Here is a 20,351-nt window from a genome sequence, read left to right on the forward strand (position 1 = left end):
TATGTTCTTTTCCATTATAATCCCTTTGTACAACCGCCCGCAAGAGATTGCGGAACTATTGGATTCCTTGACAAAGCAAACCTATAAGGATTTTGAAGTTATCATCGTGGAGGATGGATCTACCTTGCCTGCCCTGGAAATTGTGGAATCTTTCCAAGACCGATTGGCAGTACAGTATTATGTGAAGCCGAATGAAGGTCAAGGTTTTGCAAGGAATTATGGTTTTGCTAAAGCCAAAGGTGATTATTTCATCATCTTTGACTCCGATATATTAGTTCCTAAAGACTATCTACAAAAAGTACTTATAGGATTAAAACGCGATACTTGGGATGCTTTCGGTGGTCCAGATGCTGCACATGCTTCATTTACACCGATACAAAAGGCTATTTCCTATTCCATGACCAGCCCTTTTACGACAGGAGGGATCCGTGGTAATAAAAAACATGTAGGGCAGTTTCATCCCCGAAGTTTCAATATGGGGATATCAAGAGAGGTGTATAATAAGACTGGAGGCTTTAAACTGTCTCGTCGATCTGAAGATATTGAATTCAGTGTGCGTATCATCGAAAATGGGTTTAAAGTGGGATTGATTCCTGAAGCATTTGTTTACCATAAAAGAAGAGCTGACTTCAAACAGTTTTTCAAGCAAACGCATTCCTTTGGTCAGGGCAGGATTGATATATACAAGTTGTTTCCATCCGAGCTAAAACCTGTCCACGCATTACCTGCTGTTTTTGTGATCGGTTTATTTTCGCTGATTTTCCTCAATCTGTTGAATTTGTTTACGGCAGGACAGGTCGCCATGGTAGCTATCTTGGCTAATGTTGGAAATGTCGCTATAGCGCTTTATACCTTGTTTCTGTTTCTGCATGCCTGCTTATCTACCAAAGATATTAAAGTGGCCTTTCTCTCTGTCATTGCAGCCTATACCCAATTGATAGCGTATGGTATGGGTTTTTTAAAAAATTATTCGACTGAAGTATTGTTGAAAAAATAATCGGTGCTGTCTGTGATTTTTCAGTAAAGTTGTTTATTTTGTTTAAAAATTAGAAGCGAGTGATTTCATATACACAACATAACTTAGGTAAATTGGAAGACCTTTTAAACGAATTGGGGTATAGACTCCGTTTTGAGAAGGGATCTTTCCGTACAGCAGCTTGTGTCCTACAAAATACACGAGTAATAGTCGTCAATAAGTTTTCTACTATGGAAGTACGTATACAGTCGCTTATACAGTTGCTTCAGGAAATGGAGGTAGATACCTCGCTGTTGGATGATAAGAAGAAAGAATTTTACAGAACCATAAAAAAAGCGGAGCTTTCGATTTGAGGATAACATTTTTAGGAACTGGAACTTCTCAGGGGGTACCTGTTATCGCTTGCCCATGCGCGGTGTGTCAATCCAGTGATAGTCGAGACAAGCGCTTAAGGACCTCTATTCTCTTAGAATTTGATGACCAACATATTGTGGTGGACACTGGTCCCGATTTCCGCTATCAGATGCTTCGTGTGGGGCTCAAGAGACTAGATGCTGTATTGATTACTCATTCACATAAAGATCATATTGCAGGTTTAGATGATGTGCGTGCATATAATTATCAACAGAAGACCTCTATACCCATTTATGGTACCCGAGCATCGCATGAGGCTTTGAAACGAGAGTTCTATTATGCTTTTTCGGAATTTAAATATCCTGGCGTGCCGCGTCTGGAACTGGAAGAGATTAGCCCATCCGTGCCATTCATTATAGGGGAGAGGGAAATCATACCCATTGAGGTGATGCATTATAAAATGCCCGTTATGGGATTTCGTATAGGTGATTTTGCCTACATAACAGATGCGAAGACAGTTTCCGAGCATTCACGGGAGCTTTTACAAGGTGTAGAGACCTTGGTGGTCAATGCCCTGCAAGAGGAAGCGCACCTTTCGCATTTCACAAAAAAAGAAGCTTTGGAATTTGTACAAGATATTGCTCCTAAACGCACTTATTTTACCCATGTCAGCCACCGTTTTGGCAAACATGAGGATATACAATCACGCCTTCCCGGAGATGTATTTGTTGCTTATGATGGGTTAGTGATTGAAGCGAATTAGGTCTATTAAACAAAAAAGCTCTTTATCAATCGATAAAGAGCTTTTAAGTACGCCAAAAGGGATTCGAACCCCTGACCGACGGTTTAGAAAACCGTTGCTCTATCCAGCTGAGCTATTGGCGCCTTCCTTTCGGTGGAACAAAAGTAGCCAATTACTGCAATTTTGCAAAATAAAAACACTATTTTTTCTTTTTTAGCAATTAAGTTATTGCATACCAAATACATATTTTTTATCCAATAGAGTGAGGAATGCTAAAGGAACTCTTTGGGTATAAAAAAGTGAAATAAAATTTGGGTAGAATGATAAAATTCGTACTTTTGTCGCGGAGAGTTGGCAGAGTGGTCGAATGCGGCGGTCTTGAAAACCGTTAACTGTCACAGGTTCGGGGGTTCGAATCCCTCACTCTCCGCTGAGAAATCCTTCATCGAAAGATGAGGGATTTTTTGTTTTTTATCAACAGTCCAAAAGGTTTGCCTAATCAGAAAAAATCATTAATATTACTTCTATATATACTAGATGGATAATATGCATTTTTGGTAGCTTTGTGTCGTTCCATACAACAAACAGCACGTCAATCTATTCACATTAATATATGAATAATTTAGGATACATCAGGAAAACTCTTCTAGAGTGCGCAAAAATCTTCCAGATTATTATAATAACTCTTTTTGTTGCTGGGCTTTCGGAGGCACAAGAATCAGATTCTTTAACTAAGAAGATAGAGGTTAGAGAAAACCAGACGAGACAAATGGTACACCATTGGCAAACCAGGGTGAAGTTATGGGATAAAGAGCTGGATAGTTTGAAGCATAAATTGTCTTGGGGAAAATATACCAAAGACACACTGTTTATGGACAGTGTTTTGGTGTATTTGGGAGGGACTAAAACCGAAGTTAATAACCTAAGTCAAGTAATATTGCAAGCAAAACAGCAAAAGCGAATTTTTGAAGGATTGATAGATAGTTCAGGTATTGCTGAACATTTGGTTAGCGATTCGACAACAGTACAATTTGTTGGGTTAACAGATACTTTACGACGTATTGAAAGTAATCTTGGACGTTTGTTGACAGATATAGATTATTTACAATCTACGGTATCAAAGCAATTGGAAGAAGCCAAGACCATGGTAGATAAACCTATAACACCACGTCGTTTATCCAAAACCATGCAGAAAAATTTAGCAAAAGATGGACTTTCACCAGATTACTTTGCCTTGTCGGCCTGGGGAGGTCGTATTCTTTTGGTTTTATGTAGTTTTCTATACTTTTATTGGTTACTGCGTATTGAACGAAAATCAGAGCAAGGTACAGATACTCCATCCTTACAAAAGAGTACACAGATTTGGGTGCCGGCATTGAAAGCCTGTATTTTCTTTTTGGTTCTGTTGCCGTTTACGTCTTTTACGATTCCGGTCGTGGTGTTAGAGGTTAGCTATTTCCTGATTTTTTTGATGCTATATATATTGGTCTATAGGGAGCTTTCCCCGTTTAAGCACAAGGTGCTGAATAGCATTTTTATTTATTACCTTATTCTCCTTGGTGTCAATCTTTTTCTCTCTGAACTTTGGTGGAGCCGATCTGTAGCAGTCTTGACCAACTTATTAGCGATAGGTCTGATATGGGGTATCGGGAAAAAGGCCACGGCGGATAATCCGATGGGTTATATGCATAAATATGCGCGTTGGGCATTAATACTGGGCAATGTGCTGGCCATTATATCGACTTTAATCGGGCATTTGGATTCCTCGCGCATGTGGAGCCTTGCCGCGGGAATAGGGCTTTTGCAGGCAATTTCCCTACGATCTTTCCGAGAGATGTTGTTACGGGATATGGAAAACCATTATAATCGGGCCGATAAAGAATCGATGATAAAGCGATTTGACCTTGATCGCCTGTTGAACAGCTTTGGGCGTTTGTTGCGTTTCTGCGCTGTGTTGTTGGTGATTCTCGCTTTGCTGAATAATTTACATTCGACCCGGGAGGCAGCTGGCATATGGGATAAAATATTCTCGACTCCACGTCAAATCGGCGGTGTGCAATTTACTTATGGTAATCTTGTTCTAGCCATTGCTGTGATCTGGACAGCAAACTGGTTTCAAAAGAATCTGGCCAATCTGTTGACTAATCCATCGACTACAGATCTTCACCGCCAAAAAATGGCACTGTTTCCTTTATTCAGACTTCTTATTATGGTCGTAGGCTTTCTCTTTGGCATCAGTATCCTAGGCCTTGGCTTAGATAAATTGACCGTCATCATAGGCGCATTGAGTGTTGGTATAGGATTGGGTTTGCAAAACATTATCAACAATTTTGTCTCTGGTATCATACTGGTTTTTGAGAAGCCTTTTAAAATTGGTGATTTTGTGGAAATTGGAGATAAGAAAGGGCAGGTGATGCAAATTGGCATTCGTTCCAGCACCTTGCTCACGGACCAAGGCGCCCGGATCATTATTCCTAACGGGGATTTGTTATCTGGCCGGTTAGTGAACTGGACATTCTCCGATTCGGATATTCGGCTAAATATGCAGCTTACGGTGCAAAATACTGTTGACTTAAAGGAATGGAAAGAATGGTTGAAACAGACTATATATTCCTTTGACGAAGTTGATAGCAAAGTGCCATTGAAAATCTGGACGAAAGACGTGACTGCGGATAATTATCAGATTGCTTTGCAGGTGGGAATAAAACACATGCGGTTGATTGAAAGATTTCGCAGCCGATTTTTGGAAACGGTCAAGAAGGAAATGGATGCCAAGCAGGTTAAGGTGACCTCAAGTTAATAGTAAAGACTTCGGAAGTCTTTTTTTCAACCTCGTCCTCGTTTTCAACGAGATAACAATTGATTGAATTTTAAAGATCAATAGAAAAGGTCAATCTGACACTTCCATCGGGAAGAATGTCTTCTTGTACGAGTTTCATACCTGATTTAATACACACTTTCGCCGAACCTGAATTCTGCTTATATAAGCGTGCATATACCCGTTTAGCATGCAAGTTCGTACGGCAATAACTCAGAAGTGTTTTGCACACTTTTGTTCCATACCCTTGATTCCAAAAGTTGCGTCGTAAGATAAAACCAATCTCATAAGCATCTGTTTCCGGATAGTTGAAAATTCCCGCTTCACCCATAAACTCATGTTCCTTGGTTTCAACGGTGTGTATGCCAATGCCGGGCTGTGTGTTGTATTTTACCATTTTCTCCTCAACATCATGGGCATTCCATTCTTTTAGCCCTCCAGGTATGAAGGTCATTACTTCCTTATCGTTGTACATTTCCAGAAAGAAGGAGAGATCCTGTGGATCGTAGGGACGGATAATGAAATTGTTTTCTTCGACGTATAGCATGGTTTAAATTTAGCATAAAAGGAGAACAAAACAATCCTGTTACTTAAACGTTTTCGTGTTTCATGCAAACGATTGTGTGGGGTAAATGTGCTTAAATACAACTATATTCGGTTATTGTTATAATCCTATTAACGCATGATGATATTTAAACATAAGAACTCCTTTCTCTTGGCCATTGGCCTACTTGGTGCAACCTCTCTTTTTGGACAGTCAAGGGAAGTGAAACCCTTTAATGACAACTGGCAATATTATAAAGCCAATAACTCGACCATTTTTACGGATTTTGATAACGGACAAAAATACGTTGAAAGCCAAGGGCAATGGACGCGCCTAGAGATATGGGAAGATGTTCAATTGCCTCATACCTACAACAAGGTCGACATGCAAACGGATCGAAACTTCTTTGAAGGCAAAGCCGTCTATAGAAAGAAGTTTGAGGTGAATCCTTCCGATAAGGATAAACGGACTTTTATCAAGTTTGAAGGTGTCGGCGCTGTGGCGCAGATTTATATTAACGATAATTATATAGGTGAGCATAAAGGTGGTTATTCCATGTTTGTCTTTGAAATCACCAATTCGGTGGAGTACGATAAGGAAAATACGATAACGGTGGTTACCGATAACAAATCACGGAGGGATGTATTGCCTATCAATCAGTTTCTATTTCCTGTGTATGGCGGTATCTACAGACCGGTTCATATCATCACGACCAACAAAACCAATTTTTTGGTCACTGACCAGGCTTCTCCCGGAATTTACATACGGCAGAAGAATGTATCGGCAAAAGGAGCGGATATTCAAATAGAAACCAAACTTGAAACCAAAGAAAAAACGGTACAACAAGGAGAGCTGATTACCGAAATACGTGATCATGAAGGCAAGCTGGTTGTCAGTGAAAAACAACCTGTGCGCATCAGTCCGCAAGGTGTTACCTATGCCACACAAAGTCTGTCCCTTAAAAACCCGCATTTATGGGATGGTATAAGGGATCCTTACCTTTATGCCGTACATGCAAAGCTTGTCGTGAATGGAAAAGAACAGGATGCCGTAAAGCAACCTTTAGGTGTGCGTACTGTAGAGATTGTAGCTGGAAAAGGTGTGCTTCTGAATGGGAAGCAATATCCAATGTATGGTGTCTGTCGTCATCAAGACCGTGAAGGCTTTGGTTCTGCACTAAGTTTTGAACAGCACAAAGAAGATTTCTTGCTGATGAAGGAAATGGGAGTGACTACGGTTCGGTTAGCACACTACCAACAGTCGCCGGAAGCTTATGCATTAGCCGATACGCTTGGATTTCTTATTTGGGCAGAAATACCTTTTGTAAACCGGGTGTCTCATTACGAAAATGATAATGCCAAATCCCAGATGACTGAATTGGTTAAACAAAATTTTAACCATCCGTCCATCTATATTTGGGGAGTACATAATGAGGTCTACTCGAAAACGGCCGATGAACAGGTTCCTGTCCTGTCAAGAGAGCTGAATGATATTGCCAAAACATTGGACCCCGATCGATATACCGGTGCAGTTAGCGGATATAATGTCATCGACCGTCAGGAAAACCTTTCTACCGATGTGCAGGGTATCAATCATTACTTTGGCTGGTATGGTGGCAAAATCGAGGATTTAGGCCCTTGGGCAAAAAAGGTACAACAAGATTTTCCGGAATATAAGGTGATGCTTACAGAATATGGAGCGGATGGGAATATCGATATCGGACAAGAATCTATTGAAAAACCTGAAAATGTGGTAACCGGAAAATCATTTCAGGAAAATTACCAGACAGAAACCCATATCCAACAATGGGCGATGATTGAACAGAATCCTATTATTGTCGCTTCTTACGTGTGGAATATGTTTGAATTTGCCGTGCCTGCATGGAATCGGGGTGGCGTCAATGCCCGTAACCTGAAAGGTCTGATTACGTTTGACCGGAAACGCAAAAAGGATTCTTTCTACTGGTATAAAGCTAATTGGAACCCGGAACCGATGATCTATCTTGCGAATAGAAGGGATAATAAACGGACACAGGGAACAAGCAAAATCCAGGTATTTTCCAATCTGCCTGCTGTCACTATCGAGGTAAATGGTAAAGCTTATCCAGCGAAACAAGGTGTCAATGCGAAGCATTGGGTCGTTGATCAGGTAAGCTTGAATAAAGGTGAGAACCTCATCAAAGCTTATGGAGAAGATAAGGGGTTGACAGATGAGATGACTTGGATATTAGATTAAAAAAAGCGAAAAATGAGGACATTATTGAAATATGCGTTAGTGGCGGGAACTGTAGGACTTTGTGCGCTACAGGCTCAAGCACAGTGGACGGGGCCAAAGCCTAAAATCACAGAACAGAAAGAAATCAAATATGGTCCGTTGGTGGCAGCGAACCGTACAGATGAGAATATGGAAGCATTCCGAAACTACGGACTCGGACAATTTATTCATTGGGGTGTCTATGCAATCCCGGGGAATGAATGGGAAGGTGTGAGCGCACGGGGAGGAGCTGCGGCTTCAGAATGGATACGTTCTTGGCGCGGTCCGAATGCTCCTAATGACTGGACGTCCATATACGATAATTTGTATAAGCAATTTAACCCTAAGTCTTTTGATGCGAAGCGATGGGCTAAGCAGGCCAAAGATATGGGCGCAAAGTACATGATTTTTACGACTAAGCACCATGATGGTTTTGCGCTATGGCCAACGAAATATACGGATTATAACATCACCAAATCTCCTTACAAAAAGGATATTGTTAAGGAGGTTGTAGATGCCTATACAGCTGAAGGGATTGATGTATATCTCTATTTTTCGGTGTTGGAATGGAATAACCCAGATTATTTCTACAAAGCTCCGCAGACAACAGAAGAAAAGGAAAAGTATAACCAGTTCTTACAGTACACCCGAAATCAGCTTTTGGAGCTGCTTGATAATTATCCACAGATTAAAGGTTTTTGGTTTGATGGTACATGGGATCAAGCTTGGATTCAAGCTTATGAATTCACCTATAATCTGGAAAAAGAGTTGCGAGCGAAACATCCGGGATTAATTATTGGTTCGCGCTTCCGTAATGATGAGTATGGAAAGCGACATTTTGATAGTAACGGTAGGTTATTAGGCGATTATGAACAAGGTTGGGAGCGTAAAATGCCGCAGGATTTCGAATGGCTGGATGGCAATGACTGGGATGCGGTGATGACTATTCCGCCTAACGGTTGGGGGTATATGAAAGACTGGTCTGGTCTCTACACGAAAACTACTGATGATTTATTGGATATGTTGATGCATTCTGTATCTATGAATGGTAATTTCGTACTGAATTTTGGGCCGGATGGGCAAGGAAACATGCATCCTGGGGAAGATGTATTGGCCAAAGAAATTGGCGAGTGGATGCAGGTGAACGGTGAGGCTGTGTATGGGGTGCGTCACGCAGGCTTACCAACTTCTAAGTTGGGGTATTATACCAAAAAGGACCAAACCCTTTACCTTACGGTTTTCAACAAACCTGTCAACAATATTGTTCGCATAGCCGTTCCTAAGAAAGCGGAGGAGGTACCCGTTACAGCACAGCTGTTGGTGAATAAAAAGGCTCTTGAAGTGAAACACTCGGATATTGGTTTGGATTTGGATAAGAACACCTACTATGATATTCAACTGCCGGCGGATTTTAAATCGGAACGTGCTTTTGTTATCAAAATGCAATTGGGTGCTCCGAAAGCGCAATCAGAGAAGCTGATGGATGCTAAGATGTAGAGAAATATAAGCAATAAAAAAAGCGCCATAAGGCGCTTTTTTTATTGATATCCTAACAGTTTCATAACTTGTTTGGAGTTTTGTTCCTCTCCGAACACTTCATAGTTGAACGTCTCGTCCCGATTTCTTCTAACCAAGACATGCTTAGGTGAAGGTAGCAGACAGTGATGTATACCGCCATAGCCACTCAATACATCCTGATAAGCACCAGTATGGAAGAAGCCTAAATATTGTACTTTTCTAGTTTTTGGCATGAACACCGAGTTCATGTGGGCTTCTTGATTGTAATAATCCTGTCCGTCGCAAGTAATCCCCCCTAAGTTCACCCGTTCATACTCGGAATCCCAATTGTTGATAGGTAAGAGGATGTACTTTTGGTTCAAAGCCCAAACATCAGGAAGATTAGTAATAAATGAGCCATCTATCATGAACCATTTCTCACGGTCATTCTGTTGTTTGCGGCCCAATACTTTGTACAAGATACCCGATGCTTCGGCTACAGTATATTTTCCAAATTCAGTGATGATATCTGGTTCCATAACATCATGGTGAGCACAGATCTGCTTAATGCGGTTGACGATTTCGTTGACCATATATTCGTAGTCAAAATCATGCACCAACGAGTCCTTGAATGGCATACCACCACCAATGTCTAAGGTGTCTAAATCTGGGTTTACCTTCTTGAACTTACAATATAAGGTAACATATTTTTCTAATTCGTTCCAGTAATAAGGCGTATCCGAAATACCGGAATTAATGAAAAAGTGAAGCAATTTTACCTTGAAATTAGGATTGTCTGCGACCTTGTTGTTGTAAAAATCGATAACATCCTCCATACGGATACCCAATCTCGACGTATAAAATTGTGAGTCTGGTTGCTCTTCCGATGCAATACGAATACCCAAAGCGCAAGGTTCATCCAATTCGATTTCATCGTCATAGAGGTTGAATTCTTCTTTGTTGTCCAAAACAGGGATAATATTCGTATACCCATCATGGATCATGTCGATGATATACTGTTTGTATTGATATGTCTTAAAGCCATTACAAATGACTGTAATATCTTTGGTGACTGTACCTGCTCTTTCGAGTGAGTCAATCATAGGCATATCGAATGCCGACGAGGTCTCCAAGTGGATATCGTTTTTAAGCGCTTCTTCAACAATATGCTTAAAATGGGAAGATTTCGTACAATAGCAGTATTTATACGAACCTCGGTAATCATTTTTCAAGATGGCCGTCTGAAAAAGGATTTTAGCCTGTTGAATTTTTTTGCTGACAATGGGCAAATAGGTAAAACGCAAGGGAGTACCGTACGTCTCTATCATCTCCATCAAATTCAAATCGTGGAAGTACAATTCGTCATCGATAATCTCGAATCCGTCTTGTGGAAAACCAACACTTAAGTCAAGAAATTCCTGATAGCTCTGCATTTTTTATTATTTTTGGCAAAGATATACTTTCATAATGAATAACAATCATAATCTGTGATATTTTTCAATCTCATTATCAGAAAGTTATAAAATTTACGAAATAATTACATGGCTACTTCTATTCAACAGACATTAATTGAGCAAACAGTACAAGCTGTTAAGGAGCTTTATGCTGCCGATATTCCTGCTGCACAGATTACCTTACAGGAAACCCGTAAGGAATTTGAAGGGCAGATTACCATTGTCACCTTTCCCGTTACCCGCTTTTCCAAAAAATCGCCGGAACAGACAGGTACCGAGATTGGAACCTTTCTGAAAGAGCGGATTTCAAGTATCGCAGATTTCAATGTCATTAAGGGATTCCTGAACATTAGTTTATCGGATGCTTATTGGATTGGATTGGCCAATACGTCAATGCTGGAAGATAACTATGGAAAATTCCCTGCGAATGGTAGGAAATTAATGGTGGAATATAGCTCCCCGAATACCAATAAACCATTGCACTTAGGGCATATTCGTAACAATCTTTTAGGTTATTCGGTTGCTGAGATTCTAAAAGCCTATGGTTATGATGTTATCAAAGCAAATTTGGTTAATGACCGTGGAATACATATCTGTAAATCCATGTTGGCATGGCAGAAATATGGTAATGGAGAAACTCCAGAATCATCCGGCCTTAAAGGTGACCATTTAGTAGGTAAGTACTATGTCATCTTCGATAAAGAGTACAAAAAAGAAATCGATGCTTTAAAAGCAGAAGGTCAATTGGAAGAAGAGGCAAAGAAAAATGCACCTTTAATGAAGGAAGCGCAATTGATGCTGCAAAAATGGGAAGCCAACGATGAGGAAGTTATCCAATTATGGAAAACGATGAATGGTTGGGTGTATGCGGGTTTTGAAAAAACTTATAAGCAACTTGGGGTAGATTTTGATAAATTCTACTACGAATCCAATACTTACTTATTGGGAAAAGACATTATTCAAGAAGGCTTGGATAAAGGAGTTTTCTTCAAAAAAGAGGACAACTCGGTTTGGATTGACTTGACTGATGAAGGGTTAGATCAGAAATTGGTGTTGCGTGGTGACGGTACCTCCGTGTATATTACACAAGATTTGGGTACTGCACAATTGAAATACGATGAATTCCAGATGGATGAGTCTATTTATGTTGTTGGTAATGAACAGGATTACCACTTTAAGGTGCTTTTCTTGATATTAAAGAAAATAGGCAAATCTTGGGCAGAAGGATTGTTCCATCTTTCTTACGGGATGGTTGATTTGCCTTCAGGTAAGATGAAATCGCGCGAAGGTACCGTAGTTGATGCAGACGACCTAATGCAGGAGATGTTAGAAACTGCAAAAACACGGACGGAAGAATTAGGAAAAACGGACGATTTCTCGGAGGAAGAAAAAGCAGATTTATACGATACCATAGGTATGGGTGCTTTGAAATATTTCCTTTTAAAGGTCGACCCTAAGAAACGACTATTGTTCGATCCGAATGAATCGGTAGACTTCCAAGGACATACCGGACCATTTATTCAATACACACATGCGCGTATCAAATCGGTATTGCGTAGAGCCGATTACAGTTCATCTGTCGCTGTTGTTAACCCGGAACAATTATCTGTATATGAACGGGATTTGATAAATGCTTTAAGTAATTATCCAGCGATATTGGAAACAGCTGCTAAGGAATTTTCTCCTGCTCATTTGGCAAACTATGTGTATGAAATAGCAAAGATATACAACAAGTTTTACCACGAAGAAAGCATCTTGAAAGCAGAAGACGAAACCGCAAAAATTTTCCGCCTGCATTTATCAGCAATTTCCGCTAAGGTTATAGCTGAGAGTATGCGCCTATTAGGCATTCGAGTACCGGAGAGGATGTAGGTTTTGTAGTATTGCGTAGTGAGTATTGAGTAAGGAGTTTTAGTTTCCCTCCTAACCAAATCAAAATAATGATAGTTTTTTATAAGATTATTCGATGAACAAAACATACAAAATAGGATTAATTGGTTTTTCTATTGGCGGGCAGGTTTTCCATGCACCTTTTATTGCAGGGAATCCTTTTTTAGAACTTTATAAAGTCACTGCACGTAAGGCAGAGCAACAAGAACTGTTGGCATCAAGATATCCTGAAGCAATAGCGGTATCTACTGTAGAGGATATCATTGATGACGCCGCTGTAGATATAGTCGTGGTTGCTACATCGAATGATGTGCATTTCTCTTTGGCAAAACGTACTCTTGAAGCCGGAAAACATGTTGTAGTGGAAAAGCCTTTCACCATAACTACAGCCGAAGCCGATGAATTGATCGCTTTGGCAGAAGCTAAAGGTCTTCTGCTTACGGTACACCATAACGCACGCTTTCACTCGGATTTCAAGACGGTGAAAGAGGTTATCAGAGAGGGGAGATTAGGACCGGTGGTCAATTACCAAGCACGTTTTGACCGCTTCCGTAATTATAGACGGGTTGGGCAATGGCGTGAAGAAGATTTACCCGGTTCAGGTACGCACTATGATTTAGGTGCACACTTAATCGATCAAGCTTTACAGCTCTTTGGAAAACCGGGTGCTGTTTTTGCTGACTTGCGCAGATCACGGGAAGGTGCACGAGCTGTGGATGATTTTGAATTTATTTTGAGCTATCCAAACTTAAAAGTTTCCCTCTTTGGACAGATGTTAGCAAAAGCTCCTACACCACGTTTTGCCATATATGGTTGGAATGGTTCTTTTGTGAAGCCGGGAGTCGATCCTCAAGAGAATTTATTGCGTGCAGGAGCCTTACCTCATGAGCATACCGATTGGGGACAGGAAAACCCGAATATTTACGGTACTTTAAACCTGTTGGAAGATGGAAAAGATGTGGAAGAGACAGTCGTTAGTGCGATAGGAACTGGACAAGATTTTTACCAGAATATAGTTGATGTGCTGCATGGCGAAGCTGAGCTTATTGTAAAGCCAGAGCAAGGACGTGATGTTATCCGTATTCTGGAAGCCGCAGAGCAATCCTGGAAAGAACAAAGGGTAATTTCTTTAGAAGGGTTGCTGATAGGATATTAATATAAAATGGACTACGATGCAATAATCATAGGTGGAGGCGCTTGTGGACTCATGTGTGCCGTCCAAGCTGGTCTATTGGGAAAACGCACCTTAATCATGGAAAGGAATGAAAAACCCGGTGCGAAGATTCTTATATCTGGTGGGGGTAGATGTAATTTCACCAACCTTTATACATCCATAGACAATTTTGTCACCCAAAACCCTCATTTTCTGCATACAGCCTTCTCGCAATGGACAGTAGAAGACACCATTTCTTTCTTTGAGAACTTTGGGAATATACAAGGGCAGGAAAAGACGCTTGGTCAGCTTTTCCCGACAACCAATAAGGCCAAAGACATTGTCGCTGTTTTTACAAAATTGATGTATGATACTGCTCAAGATATTTGGTTGAATACGTTTGTAAAGACCGTCCAGAAGCAAGAGAACGGGGCTTATGCACTTACCTACGAGCGAGATGGTAAAGAAGGCCGCATCGTTACACCGAAGGTTGTATTTGCATCAGGAGGATTGCCTGTTGCTAAATTGGGAGCTTCGGATTTTGCGCTTCGCACGGCAAGACAGTTCGGTTTACAAGTTATAACAACCGCACCAGCATTGGTTCCGTTGACTATCACTGGAAAAGATGCCGAATGGTATGCTTCCTTAGCTGGAAATTCGGTTTTCGCAAGAGTCTACAATGAACAGATAAGCTTTGAGGAAAATATCCTCTTTACGCATTGGGGACTTAGTGGTCCGGCTATCCTCCAGATTTCTTCGTATTGGAAGGCAGGCGAAAGTTTTACGATAGACTTATTGCCTAAGTTTCGTTTAGACGAGTGTATAAAGCAAGAACGGCAGTCTGGTGGAAAACGAACAATAGGGCAGCTACTGAGCGATTACTTTACGCGTAAAATGGTAGATGCTTTAGGGAAATATCTCCCTATTGATCTTAAAATTGCCTCATTGAGTAAGCAAGATGCTAAATTAGTCAGCGATACCATTCATAAGTTTACAGTAAAACCAGCAGGGGATAAAGGTTATGATAAGGCTGAGGTGATGCGTGGTGGAATCTCGACCGAGGAATTGAATCCACGTACCTTAGAATCCAAAAAACATGCAGGATTGTATTTCGGCGGCGAAGCTGTGGATATTACGGGTTGGCTCGGTGGATATAATTTCCAATGGGCTTGGGCATCCGGTTATTTAATTGCGCAGGATTTGTAAACAGGTGATGGTAGTGAAGATAGTGATGGATGATAATACTTCCATCACCACCGTAACTTCGTGCACTTTGGTCACTTTTCTTTATAGCTTTAATGTCCAATCCAAAAAATCTGAAAACACATTCTTCCAAGTATCAAAATTATGTTCTCCGTTTTCTACTTCCACATAAGCTGTACTTTCCTTTGAATAACCAATAAGGTGTAGCTCATCGATTAATTCTAATGTATCCTCTATGGAATCGATAACACCATTATTATTATTTCTATCCGTTGTTTCATCGTTTGTGCCACATTCAAACCAAAAAGACAAATCTTTTTTCAATGCCCTCGATTTGCGTTTGCATCCTTTTTTCCCAACCATCGAATTCCGCATTTGTGACGTGCCTATGCGCGTCGATGAAACGATTTGTCTGGCAGCAGTTATGCAGGCGTTGGTTGCAAAATTGTATGCGCTGAATGAAAAAAATCTGAGTTATCGGAAATATCCGAAATACCTTATCAACGAAAATAAATGACGCGCCGGGCGATATGGGATACATGCTAACTTGATCGATTTCGGTATCGAAGCCGAGGTGCCTTACAGCCAGGTGATTCAGCCTAATTTGCAGCGTATGGATCTTTTAGAGGCTAAGATTGTATGCCTGGAAAAAGAGCGTCCGCATATTGATCTAGAACGGGTAGTAATGACAATAAGGTTTAACAATGAGTTCTTTGGAACACAATTTCATCCCGAAGCCGATGCAGAGGGCATGTTCCGACATTTCCAAAAAGAGGAAAAAAGTAAAATGGTGATTGAAAATTTTGGTGAAGAGAAATTCAACAGCATGTTGGAGCACTTGGAAGACCCAGATAAAATTATGCTTACAGAATCGGTTATTTTGCCAAATTTCTTGGAAAAGGTTTTTCAGCATAAGCTGGAGTTAGTATGTGATTAAAAAACTAAAAAAGCTGTGATAAAAGACACCAGAGAGCGGTTCAATGCTTCGTTTAGCGAAGCTAGATACGACAATATGTTACAGGATATAAATCGGGATTATCCGAATACGCTTGATTTCAGGGTTGCTGAGTCGCCCGTATTTATAGACCGCGATCTGAAAAACAAAGTACTCACGGCTTTTGATGATATTGTCCGCCAGATAAAAAAGAAGCTGATGTACATTGGATTTCCCATTCCAATTGGTTCTACCTGCTTATCACCCTTGTATCCAAGACACACGAGGTGAATTGATTAAATGCGAGATTTGTCTTCTGGCTATCTGTCCGGAAGGAGCAGAAAATCCGGAGATTGTCACCAACCTATCTCGTCTGAGCAGGGGGAAAATGATAGGGGTAGACTATAACAAGGATATGGACTGGGTAGGTGGAAGTATCGGGTTTTACGAGAAAGACTAATATTTCTTTTATCGGAATCTGCATTGGATTGCGTACTTTTGCAACGAAGCAAACCGGTTCTATCGCTGTTCTGCCTTGGCAGGAAAGAGGAAAGTCCGGGCAACATAGAGCAACACGCTTCCTAACGGGAAGGATACCTTCGGGTAGACAGAAAGTGCCACAGAAAATATACCGCCTTGCGCTTGTCGAAGGGTAAGGGTGAAAACGTGAGGTAAGAGCTCACGGTCTTGTATGGTGACATGCATTACGGTAAACCTCGTGTGTTGAAAGACCAAATAGGTTGCGAAATTCGAAAGCTGCTCGTTTTCTCCCGACTTGTCGGGGTTCGCAATGGGTAGGTTGATACAGCTTGTGTGCGAATACAAGCGTAGATAAATGATAGAAATCCACTTGTTTAACAGGAGGGTACAGAACCCGGCTTACAAGGTTTGCTTCTTTTTACTTCTCTTAGACCTGTTTGAATTTGCTGTGCTTGTTGTGTTTTATACCATATTTTACTATTTTGCCTCTTTATCAACAAAAGATATATGACTACAATACTGATTATCGATGACGAGCGTCCTATTAGAAGTTCTTTAAGGGATATATTGGAATACGAAGATTATAAAGTACTCGACGTAGACAATGGTCCGGATGGGCTGGAGATTCTGAAGAAAGAAAAGATCGACTTGGTGTTGTGTGATATCAAGATGAATAAAATGGATGGGATGGAAGTGCTGACTGCCGCGCAGGAGATTGCCGAAACCCCATTCATCATGATTTCAGGACATGGTACCATCGAAACCGCAGTTGAAGCTGCTCGTAGGGGAGCTTTTGATTTTTTAGAGAAACCATTGGATTTGAACCGCTTACTGATTACGGTTCGCAATGCTTTGGAAAAAGGCACTTTGGTAAAGGAGACGAAAGTCTTGAAGAAAAAGGTTTCCAGAACGAAAGAAATCTTAGGACAATCTGCTGGCATCTCACTTATTAAGGAGACTATCGAGCGTGTGGCACCTACAGATGCAAGGGTTTTGGTGACTGGAGAGAATGGCTCCGGTAAAGAGCTTGTGGCCAGATGGCTACATGAAAAATCCAACCGCTCTTCTTCTCCATTGATTGAGGTAAACTGTGCTGCTATTCCTTCTGAGCTTATCGAATCTGAACTTTTCGGCCATGAAAAAGGGTCGTTTACTTCAGCTGTTAAACAGCGTATAGGGAAATTTGAGCAAGCCAACGGTGGTACGCTCTTTTTGGATGAGATTGGTGATATGAGCCTTTCTGCTCAAGCGAAAGTGTTGCGTGCTTTACAGGAAAATAAGATTACCCGCGTAGGTGGAGAAAAGGAAATTGAAGTCAATGTACGTGTTATTGCTGCGACGAATAAGGATTTGTTAAAGGAAATAGAAGCCGGCAACTTCCGTATGGACCTGTACCATCGCTTGAGCGTGATTCTTATCCATGTCCCATCATTAAAGGAACGTGCAGATGATATTCCTGTAATTGCTTCCAGTTTCTGTGACGAAATCTGTGGGGAGTACAATATCCCGACTAAAGAAATCACTACAGACGCAATGAAAGCCATGCAAAGCTTTCCTTGGACCGGTAATATTCGGGAGTTACGCAACATGATCGAGCGCTTGATTATCTTGAGCGATAAGAAAATAACGGACAAGGAAGTCTATTTATATGCTAACCCAACATCGGCTAATTCTGGTGTATCTACTACAGCGAACAGTAGCGATACTGCCACTAAAATTGATTTTGAACAGTTTGAATCTTTTCAGGATTACAAAGATTATGCTGAAAAAGAATACATCAACTTCAAACTAGATAAAAACGGTTGGAACGTTTCTAAAACTGCCGATGAAATCGGTATTCAGAGAAGCCACTTATACCATAAAATTGAGAAATTCGGGTTGAAAAGAGTAGAATAAAATAGTAAGAGGGGCGTGTAAAAACACGCCCCTCTTACCTCTTACTTTGTCACTCCTTTACTTTACTCCTTAAATATCTATAAGTTTCTACTTGTGAGCGAAACGGAGGTTCATTGTTCGTTACATAAGTATTGTCCAAGCTATTATTCAGAATACGGGCTTTCACATTCCCTTTCAGCTGAATGTGAAGCATATCGATGAGTTCTGTTTTAATTTTTTTGTTAATGATATAAACAGCTGCCTCAATACGATGGTCAAGATTGCGTGGCATCCAGTCTGCCGATGAAATGTAAACATGTTCCTTGCCGCCACCGTAGAAATATAGGACACGGGCATGTTCCAGATACTCGTCTACAATACTAATAGCATGGATTGGTTCCTTGAATCTCTTTTGATTCATGGCACAGTAAATCCCCCTTATAATAAGATCTATTTTAACACCGGCCTCTGCTGCTTCATATAGTTTCTTTATAAGGGTTTTATCACTTAGGGAATTGACTTTAATGATGATATGTGCTTTTCTGCCGTTTTGTGCTTCAATGATCTCTTTGTCAATATAAGCCATTATAGCATCGCGCATATTGGTAGGGCATACCAAAAGATTGGTGCAAGGTTTTAAGCTTTGGGAAATATCAACTTTAGGCTTTTTCAGTACAGCAAAAATTTTGTTGATGTCTGCCATAACCGTACGATTGCTGGTCATTAAACAATAATCACCGTATATTTTAGCTGTTTTTTCATTACAATTTCCCGTACTGACGAAGCCGTATTGGAGGGTTTTGTTATTAACACGTTTTTTGATAATACACAATTTGGCGTGTACTTTTTTATCCGGCAAGCCCAATAATACCTGAACTCCCTCCATTTCAAAACGCTCTTTCCAATCGATATTGTGTTCTTCGTCAAAACGTGCCCGAAGTTCTAACATGACGGTGACTTCTTTACCATTTCTTGCAGCATTGACCAAAGCATTGGCAATTTTGGAATTTTCTGCCATACGATAGATTGTCATCTGTATGGCTGTAACCTGCGGATCCATTGCGGATTCTCGCAATAAGTCAATAACCGGATGGAAATTATGGTATGGGAAGGAGAGAAGTACATCTTTCTTAAGAAGGACATCGCTGATACGTTGTCTCCCTGCAATGTCAGGATGGTCAAAAGAAGTCCGTTCTTCGGGTTTGCTTTCCGCTTTGAACACTTTCGGAAAGCTCATGAAATGTTTGAAATTATGGATGCGTTGTCCAGGGATAATGCTGTCTTTTTTTGTCAGATGCAATTTTTTAATCAGTAGCTCGATTAATGAAGAGTCCATATCTTTGTCGAAAACAAAACGTGTAGGTTTACCTTTTCGACGGTTTTTGATACCCTTTTCAATTTTCTCGACTAAAGTAGTGTTGATGTCGTTATCAAGATCAAATTCCGCATCTTTGGTGATTTTGAAAGCATGGGCCATAAAGGTGTCGAACCCGAAATAGGAGAAGATAAAAGGAAGATTGAACCGAATAACATCTTCCAATAACATCACATGCTTTTCATGCTTTGGAGAAGGAAGTAATATGAATCTGCCATTTTGATTGGTTGGGATTTCGATAATCACAAAACGGGTTTCATATTCCCAATCTGTCTTTCGCATAGCAATCCCCAGGTAAAGACTTTTATCCCGGAGGTAAGGCATAGGCCGTGAATCGTCCAATAACAGGGGGATAATATTGGATTCGACCTCTTCTTCGTAATAGTCTTTTACAAATTCCTGCTGTTTTTTATCAAGTTCTTCAGCTGTTTTTATGAAGACCTTCTGTTTGGCCATCTCCACCTGTACCTTATCCCAGATATGGTCAAACTTTCTTTGAAGTTTGATGACCGATTTGTTAATCATGTCTAAGATTTCCTGTGGACGTTCAAAGAAAATCTCTTTTGCATCTTTTTCATTCAGTGCCAATGCACGTTTTAGGCCCGCCACCCGTACACGATAAAACTCGTCCATATTGTTGGAGAATATTCCCAAAAACTTGATTCTCTCAGAAAGGGGAACATCCTCGTCGGCTGCTTCTTGAAGTACTCTATCATTGAAACTCAACCAGCTAATATCACGAGGAATATACTTTTTTACCATCTTTTTCTTTGTCACTTTTTTCTTCGATAAATGTATATCCT

16 protein-coding genes, 2 tRNA genes and 1 other RNA gene are annotated in these 20,351 nt (G+C 40.6%); 14 read left to right on the forward strand and 5 right to left on the reverse strand.

All coding sequences use genetic code 11. From position 1 onward, the window contains the following. Position 1: 1 nt before the first annotated feature. From BM375_RS16265 to BM375_RS16275, 3 genes are read left to right on the forward strand one after another with little or no spacing between them, the layout of a single operon-like run. The gene (locus BM375_RS16265) at positions 2 to 997 is read left to right on the forward strand and encodes a glycosyltransferase (protein WP_093367606.1); all 996 of its coding nucleotides are present in this window, start codon (positions 2 to 4) and stop codon (positions 995 to 997) included. Positions 998 to 1,056: 59 nt separating this feature from the next. Beyond that, on the forward strand, positions 1,057 to 1,329 hold the full coding sequence (locus tag BM375_RS16270) for a hypothetical protein (RefSeq protein ID WP_093367607.1): 273 nt from the start codon (positions 1,057 to 1,059) through the stop codon (positions 1,327 to 1,329). After that, positions 1,326 to 2,093, forward strand: a complete 768-nt coding sequence (locus BM375_RS16275) for an MBL fold metallo-hydrolase (protein WP_093367609.1) — start codon at positions 1,326 to 1,328, stop codon at positions 2,091 to 2,093. Before BM375_RS16270 ends, BM375_RS16275 begins: the two co-directional genes overlap by 4 nt. A gap of 48 nt (positions 2,094 to 2,141) precedes the next feature. Here BM375_RS16275 and BM375_RS16280 read toward each other — a convergent pair. Beyond that, positions 2,142 to 2,215 (reverse strand) — tRNA-Arg (locus BM375_RS16280). A 202-nt stretch (positions 2,216 to 2,417) separates the two neighbouring features. Here BM375_RS16280 and BM375_RS16285 point away from each other — a divergent pair. After that, positions 2,418 to 2,502, forward strand: a tRNA-Ser gene (locus BM375_RS16285). A 339-nt stretch (positions 2,503 to 2,841) separates the two neighbouring features. After that, on the forward strand, positions 2,842 to 4,872 hold the full coding sequence (locus BM375_RS16290) for a mechanosensitive ion channel family protein (protein WP_170852696.1): 2,031 nt from the start codon (positions 2,842 to 2,844) through the stop codon (positions 4,870 to 4,872). Between the two features lie 70 nt (positions 4,873 to 4,942). On the opposite strand, the gene BM375_RS16295 is transcribed toward BM375_RS16290, so the two are convergent. Continuing rightward, positions 4,943 to 5,437 (reverse strand): GNAT family N-acetyltransferase, encoded by a 495-nt coding sequence (locus BM375_RS16295; protein ID WP_093367611.1) that lies wholly within the window; start codon positions 5,435 to 5,437, stop codon positions 4,943 to 4,945. Between the two features lie 135 nt (positions 5,438 to 5,572). Here BM375_RS16295 and BM375_RS16300 point away from each other — a divergent pair, with 135 nt between their 5' ends. Together BM375_RS16300 and BM375_RS16305 are read left to right on the forward strand one after the other, a co-directional pair. Next, positions 5,573 to 7,669 carry a glycoside hydrolase family 2 protein gene (locus tag BM375_RS16300; protein ID WP_212611706.1) on the forward strand — a complete coding sequence of 699 codons (2,097 nt, stop codon included), beginning with the start codon at positions 5,573 to 5,575 and terminating at the stop codon, positions 7,667 to 7,669. 12 nt (positions 7,670 to 7,681) lie between these two features. Continuing rightward, positions 7,682 to 9,184, forward strand: coding sequence for an alpha-L-fucosidase (locus tag BM375_RS16305; RefSeq protein ID WP_093367614.1), 1,503 nt, complete (start codon positions 7,682 to 7,684; stop codon positions 9,182 to 9,184). Between the two features lie 41 nt (positions 9,185 to 9,225). Here the strand turns inward: BM375_RS16305 and BM375_RS16310 are convergent, their stop codons facing one another. Then, the gene (locus BM375_RS16310) at positions 9,226 to 10,617 is read right to left on the reverse strand and encodes a type III PLP-dependent enzyme domain-containing protein (protein ID WP_093367615.1); all 1,392 of its coding nucleotides are present in this window, start codon (positions 10,615 to 10,617) and stop codon (positions 9,226 to 9,228) included. Between the two features lie 108 nt (positions 10,618 to 10,725). Here BM375_RS16310 and argS point away from each other — a divergent pair, with 108 nt between their 5' ends. The 3 genes from argS (at position 10,726) to BM375_RS16325 (ending at position 14,887) form a co-directional block, all read left to right on the forward strand. Next, positions 10,726 to 12,510, forward strand: coding sequence for an arginine--tRNA ligase (gene argS, locus BM375_RS16315; RefSeq protein WP_093367617.1), 1,785 nt, complete (start codon positions 10,726 to 10,728; stop codon positions 12,508 to 12,510). 94 nt (positions 12,511 to 12,604) lie between these two features. Beyond that, positions 12,605 to 13,684: a Gfo/Idh/MocA family oxidoreductase gene (locus BM375_RS16320; RefSeq protein ID WP_093367618.1), complete on the forward strand. Its 1,080-nt coding sequence runs from the start codon at positions 12,605 to 12,607 to the stop codon at positions 13,682 to 13,684. 6 nt (positions 13,685 to 13,690) lie between these two features. Then, on the forward strand, positions 13,691 to 14,887 hold the full coding sequence (locus tag BM375_RS16325) for a BaiN/RdsA family NAD(P)/FAD-dependent oxidoreductase (protein ID WP_093367619.1): 1,197 nt from the start codon (positions 13,691 to 13,693) through the stop codon (positions 14,885 to 14,887). A gap of 81 nt (positions 14,888 to 14,968) precedes the next feature. Here BM375_RS16325 and BM375_RS16330 read toward each other — a convergent pair whose 3' ends face one another. Continuing rightward, positions 14,969 to 15,247: an alpha/beta hydrolase gene (locus BM375_RS16330; RefSeq protein WP_212611707.1), complete on the reverse strand. Its 279-nt coding sequence runs from the start codon at positions 15,245 to 15,247 to the stop codon at positions 14,969 to 14,971. Between the two features lie 184 nt (positions 15,248 to 15,431). Here BM375_RS16330 and BM375_RS16340 point away from each other — a divergent pair, with 184 nt between their 5' ends. The 4 genes from BM375_RS16340 (at position 15,432) to BM375_RS16355 (ending at position 18,194) form a co-directional block, all read left to right on the forward strand. Further along, positions 15,432 to 15,821: a type 1 glutamine amidotransferase family protein gene (locus tag BM375_RS16340; protein WP_212611708.1), complete on the forward strand. Its 390-nt coding sequence runs from the start codon at positions 15,432 to 15,434 to the stop codon at positions 15,819 to 15,821. 223 nt (positions 15,822 to 16,044) lie between these two features. After that, positions 16,045 to 16,278 carry a hypothetical protein gene (locus BM375_RS16345; protein WP_093367621.1) on the forward strand — a complete coding sequence of 78 codons (234 nt, stop codon included), beginning with the start codon at positions 16,045 to 16,047 and terminating at the stop codon, positions 16,276 to 16,278. 46 nt (positions 16,279 to 16,324) lie between these two features. Then, positions 16,325 to 16,716: RNase P RNA component class A (gene rnpB / locus BM375_RS16350), an RNA gene on the forward strand. 89 nt (positions 16,717 to 16,805) lie between these two features. Further along, positions 16,806 to 18,194: a sigma-54-dependent transcriptional regulator gene (locus BM375_RS16355; protein ID WP_093367622.1), complete on the forward strand. Its 1,389-nt coding sequence runs from the start codon at positions 16,806 to 16,808 to the stop codon at positions 18,192 to 18,194. A gap of 49 nt (positions 18,195 to 18,243) precedes the next feature. On the opposite strand, the gene ppk1 is transcribed toward BM375_RS16355, so the two are convergent. Next, positions 18,244 to 20,310 carry a polyphosphate kinase 1 gene (gene ppk1, locus BM375_RS16360; protein WP_093367624.1) on the reverse strand — a complete coding sequence of 689 codons (2,067 nt, stop codon included), beginning with the start codon at positions 20,308 to 20,310 and terminating at the stop codon, positions 18,244 to 18,246. Positions 20,311 to 20,351: the final 41 nt, after the last annotated feature.

Origin of the sequence: Sphingobacterium wenxiniae (assembly GCF_900116225.1) — a bacterium.
GTDB classification, from domain to species: Bacteria; Bacteroidota; Bacteroidia; order Sphingobacteriales; family Sphingobacteriaceae; genus Sphingobacterium; species Sphingobacterium wenxiniae.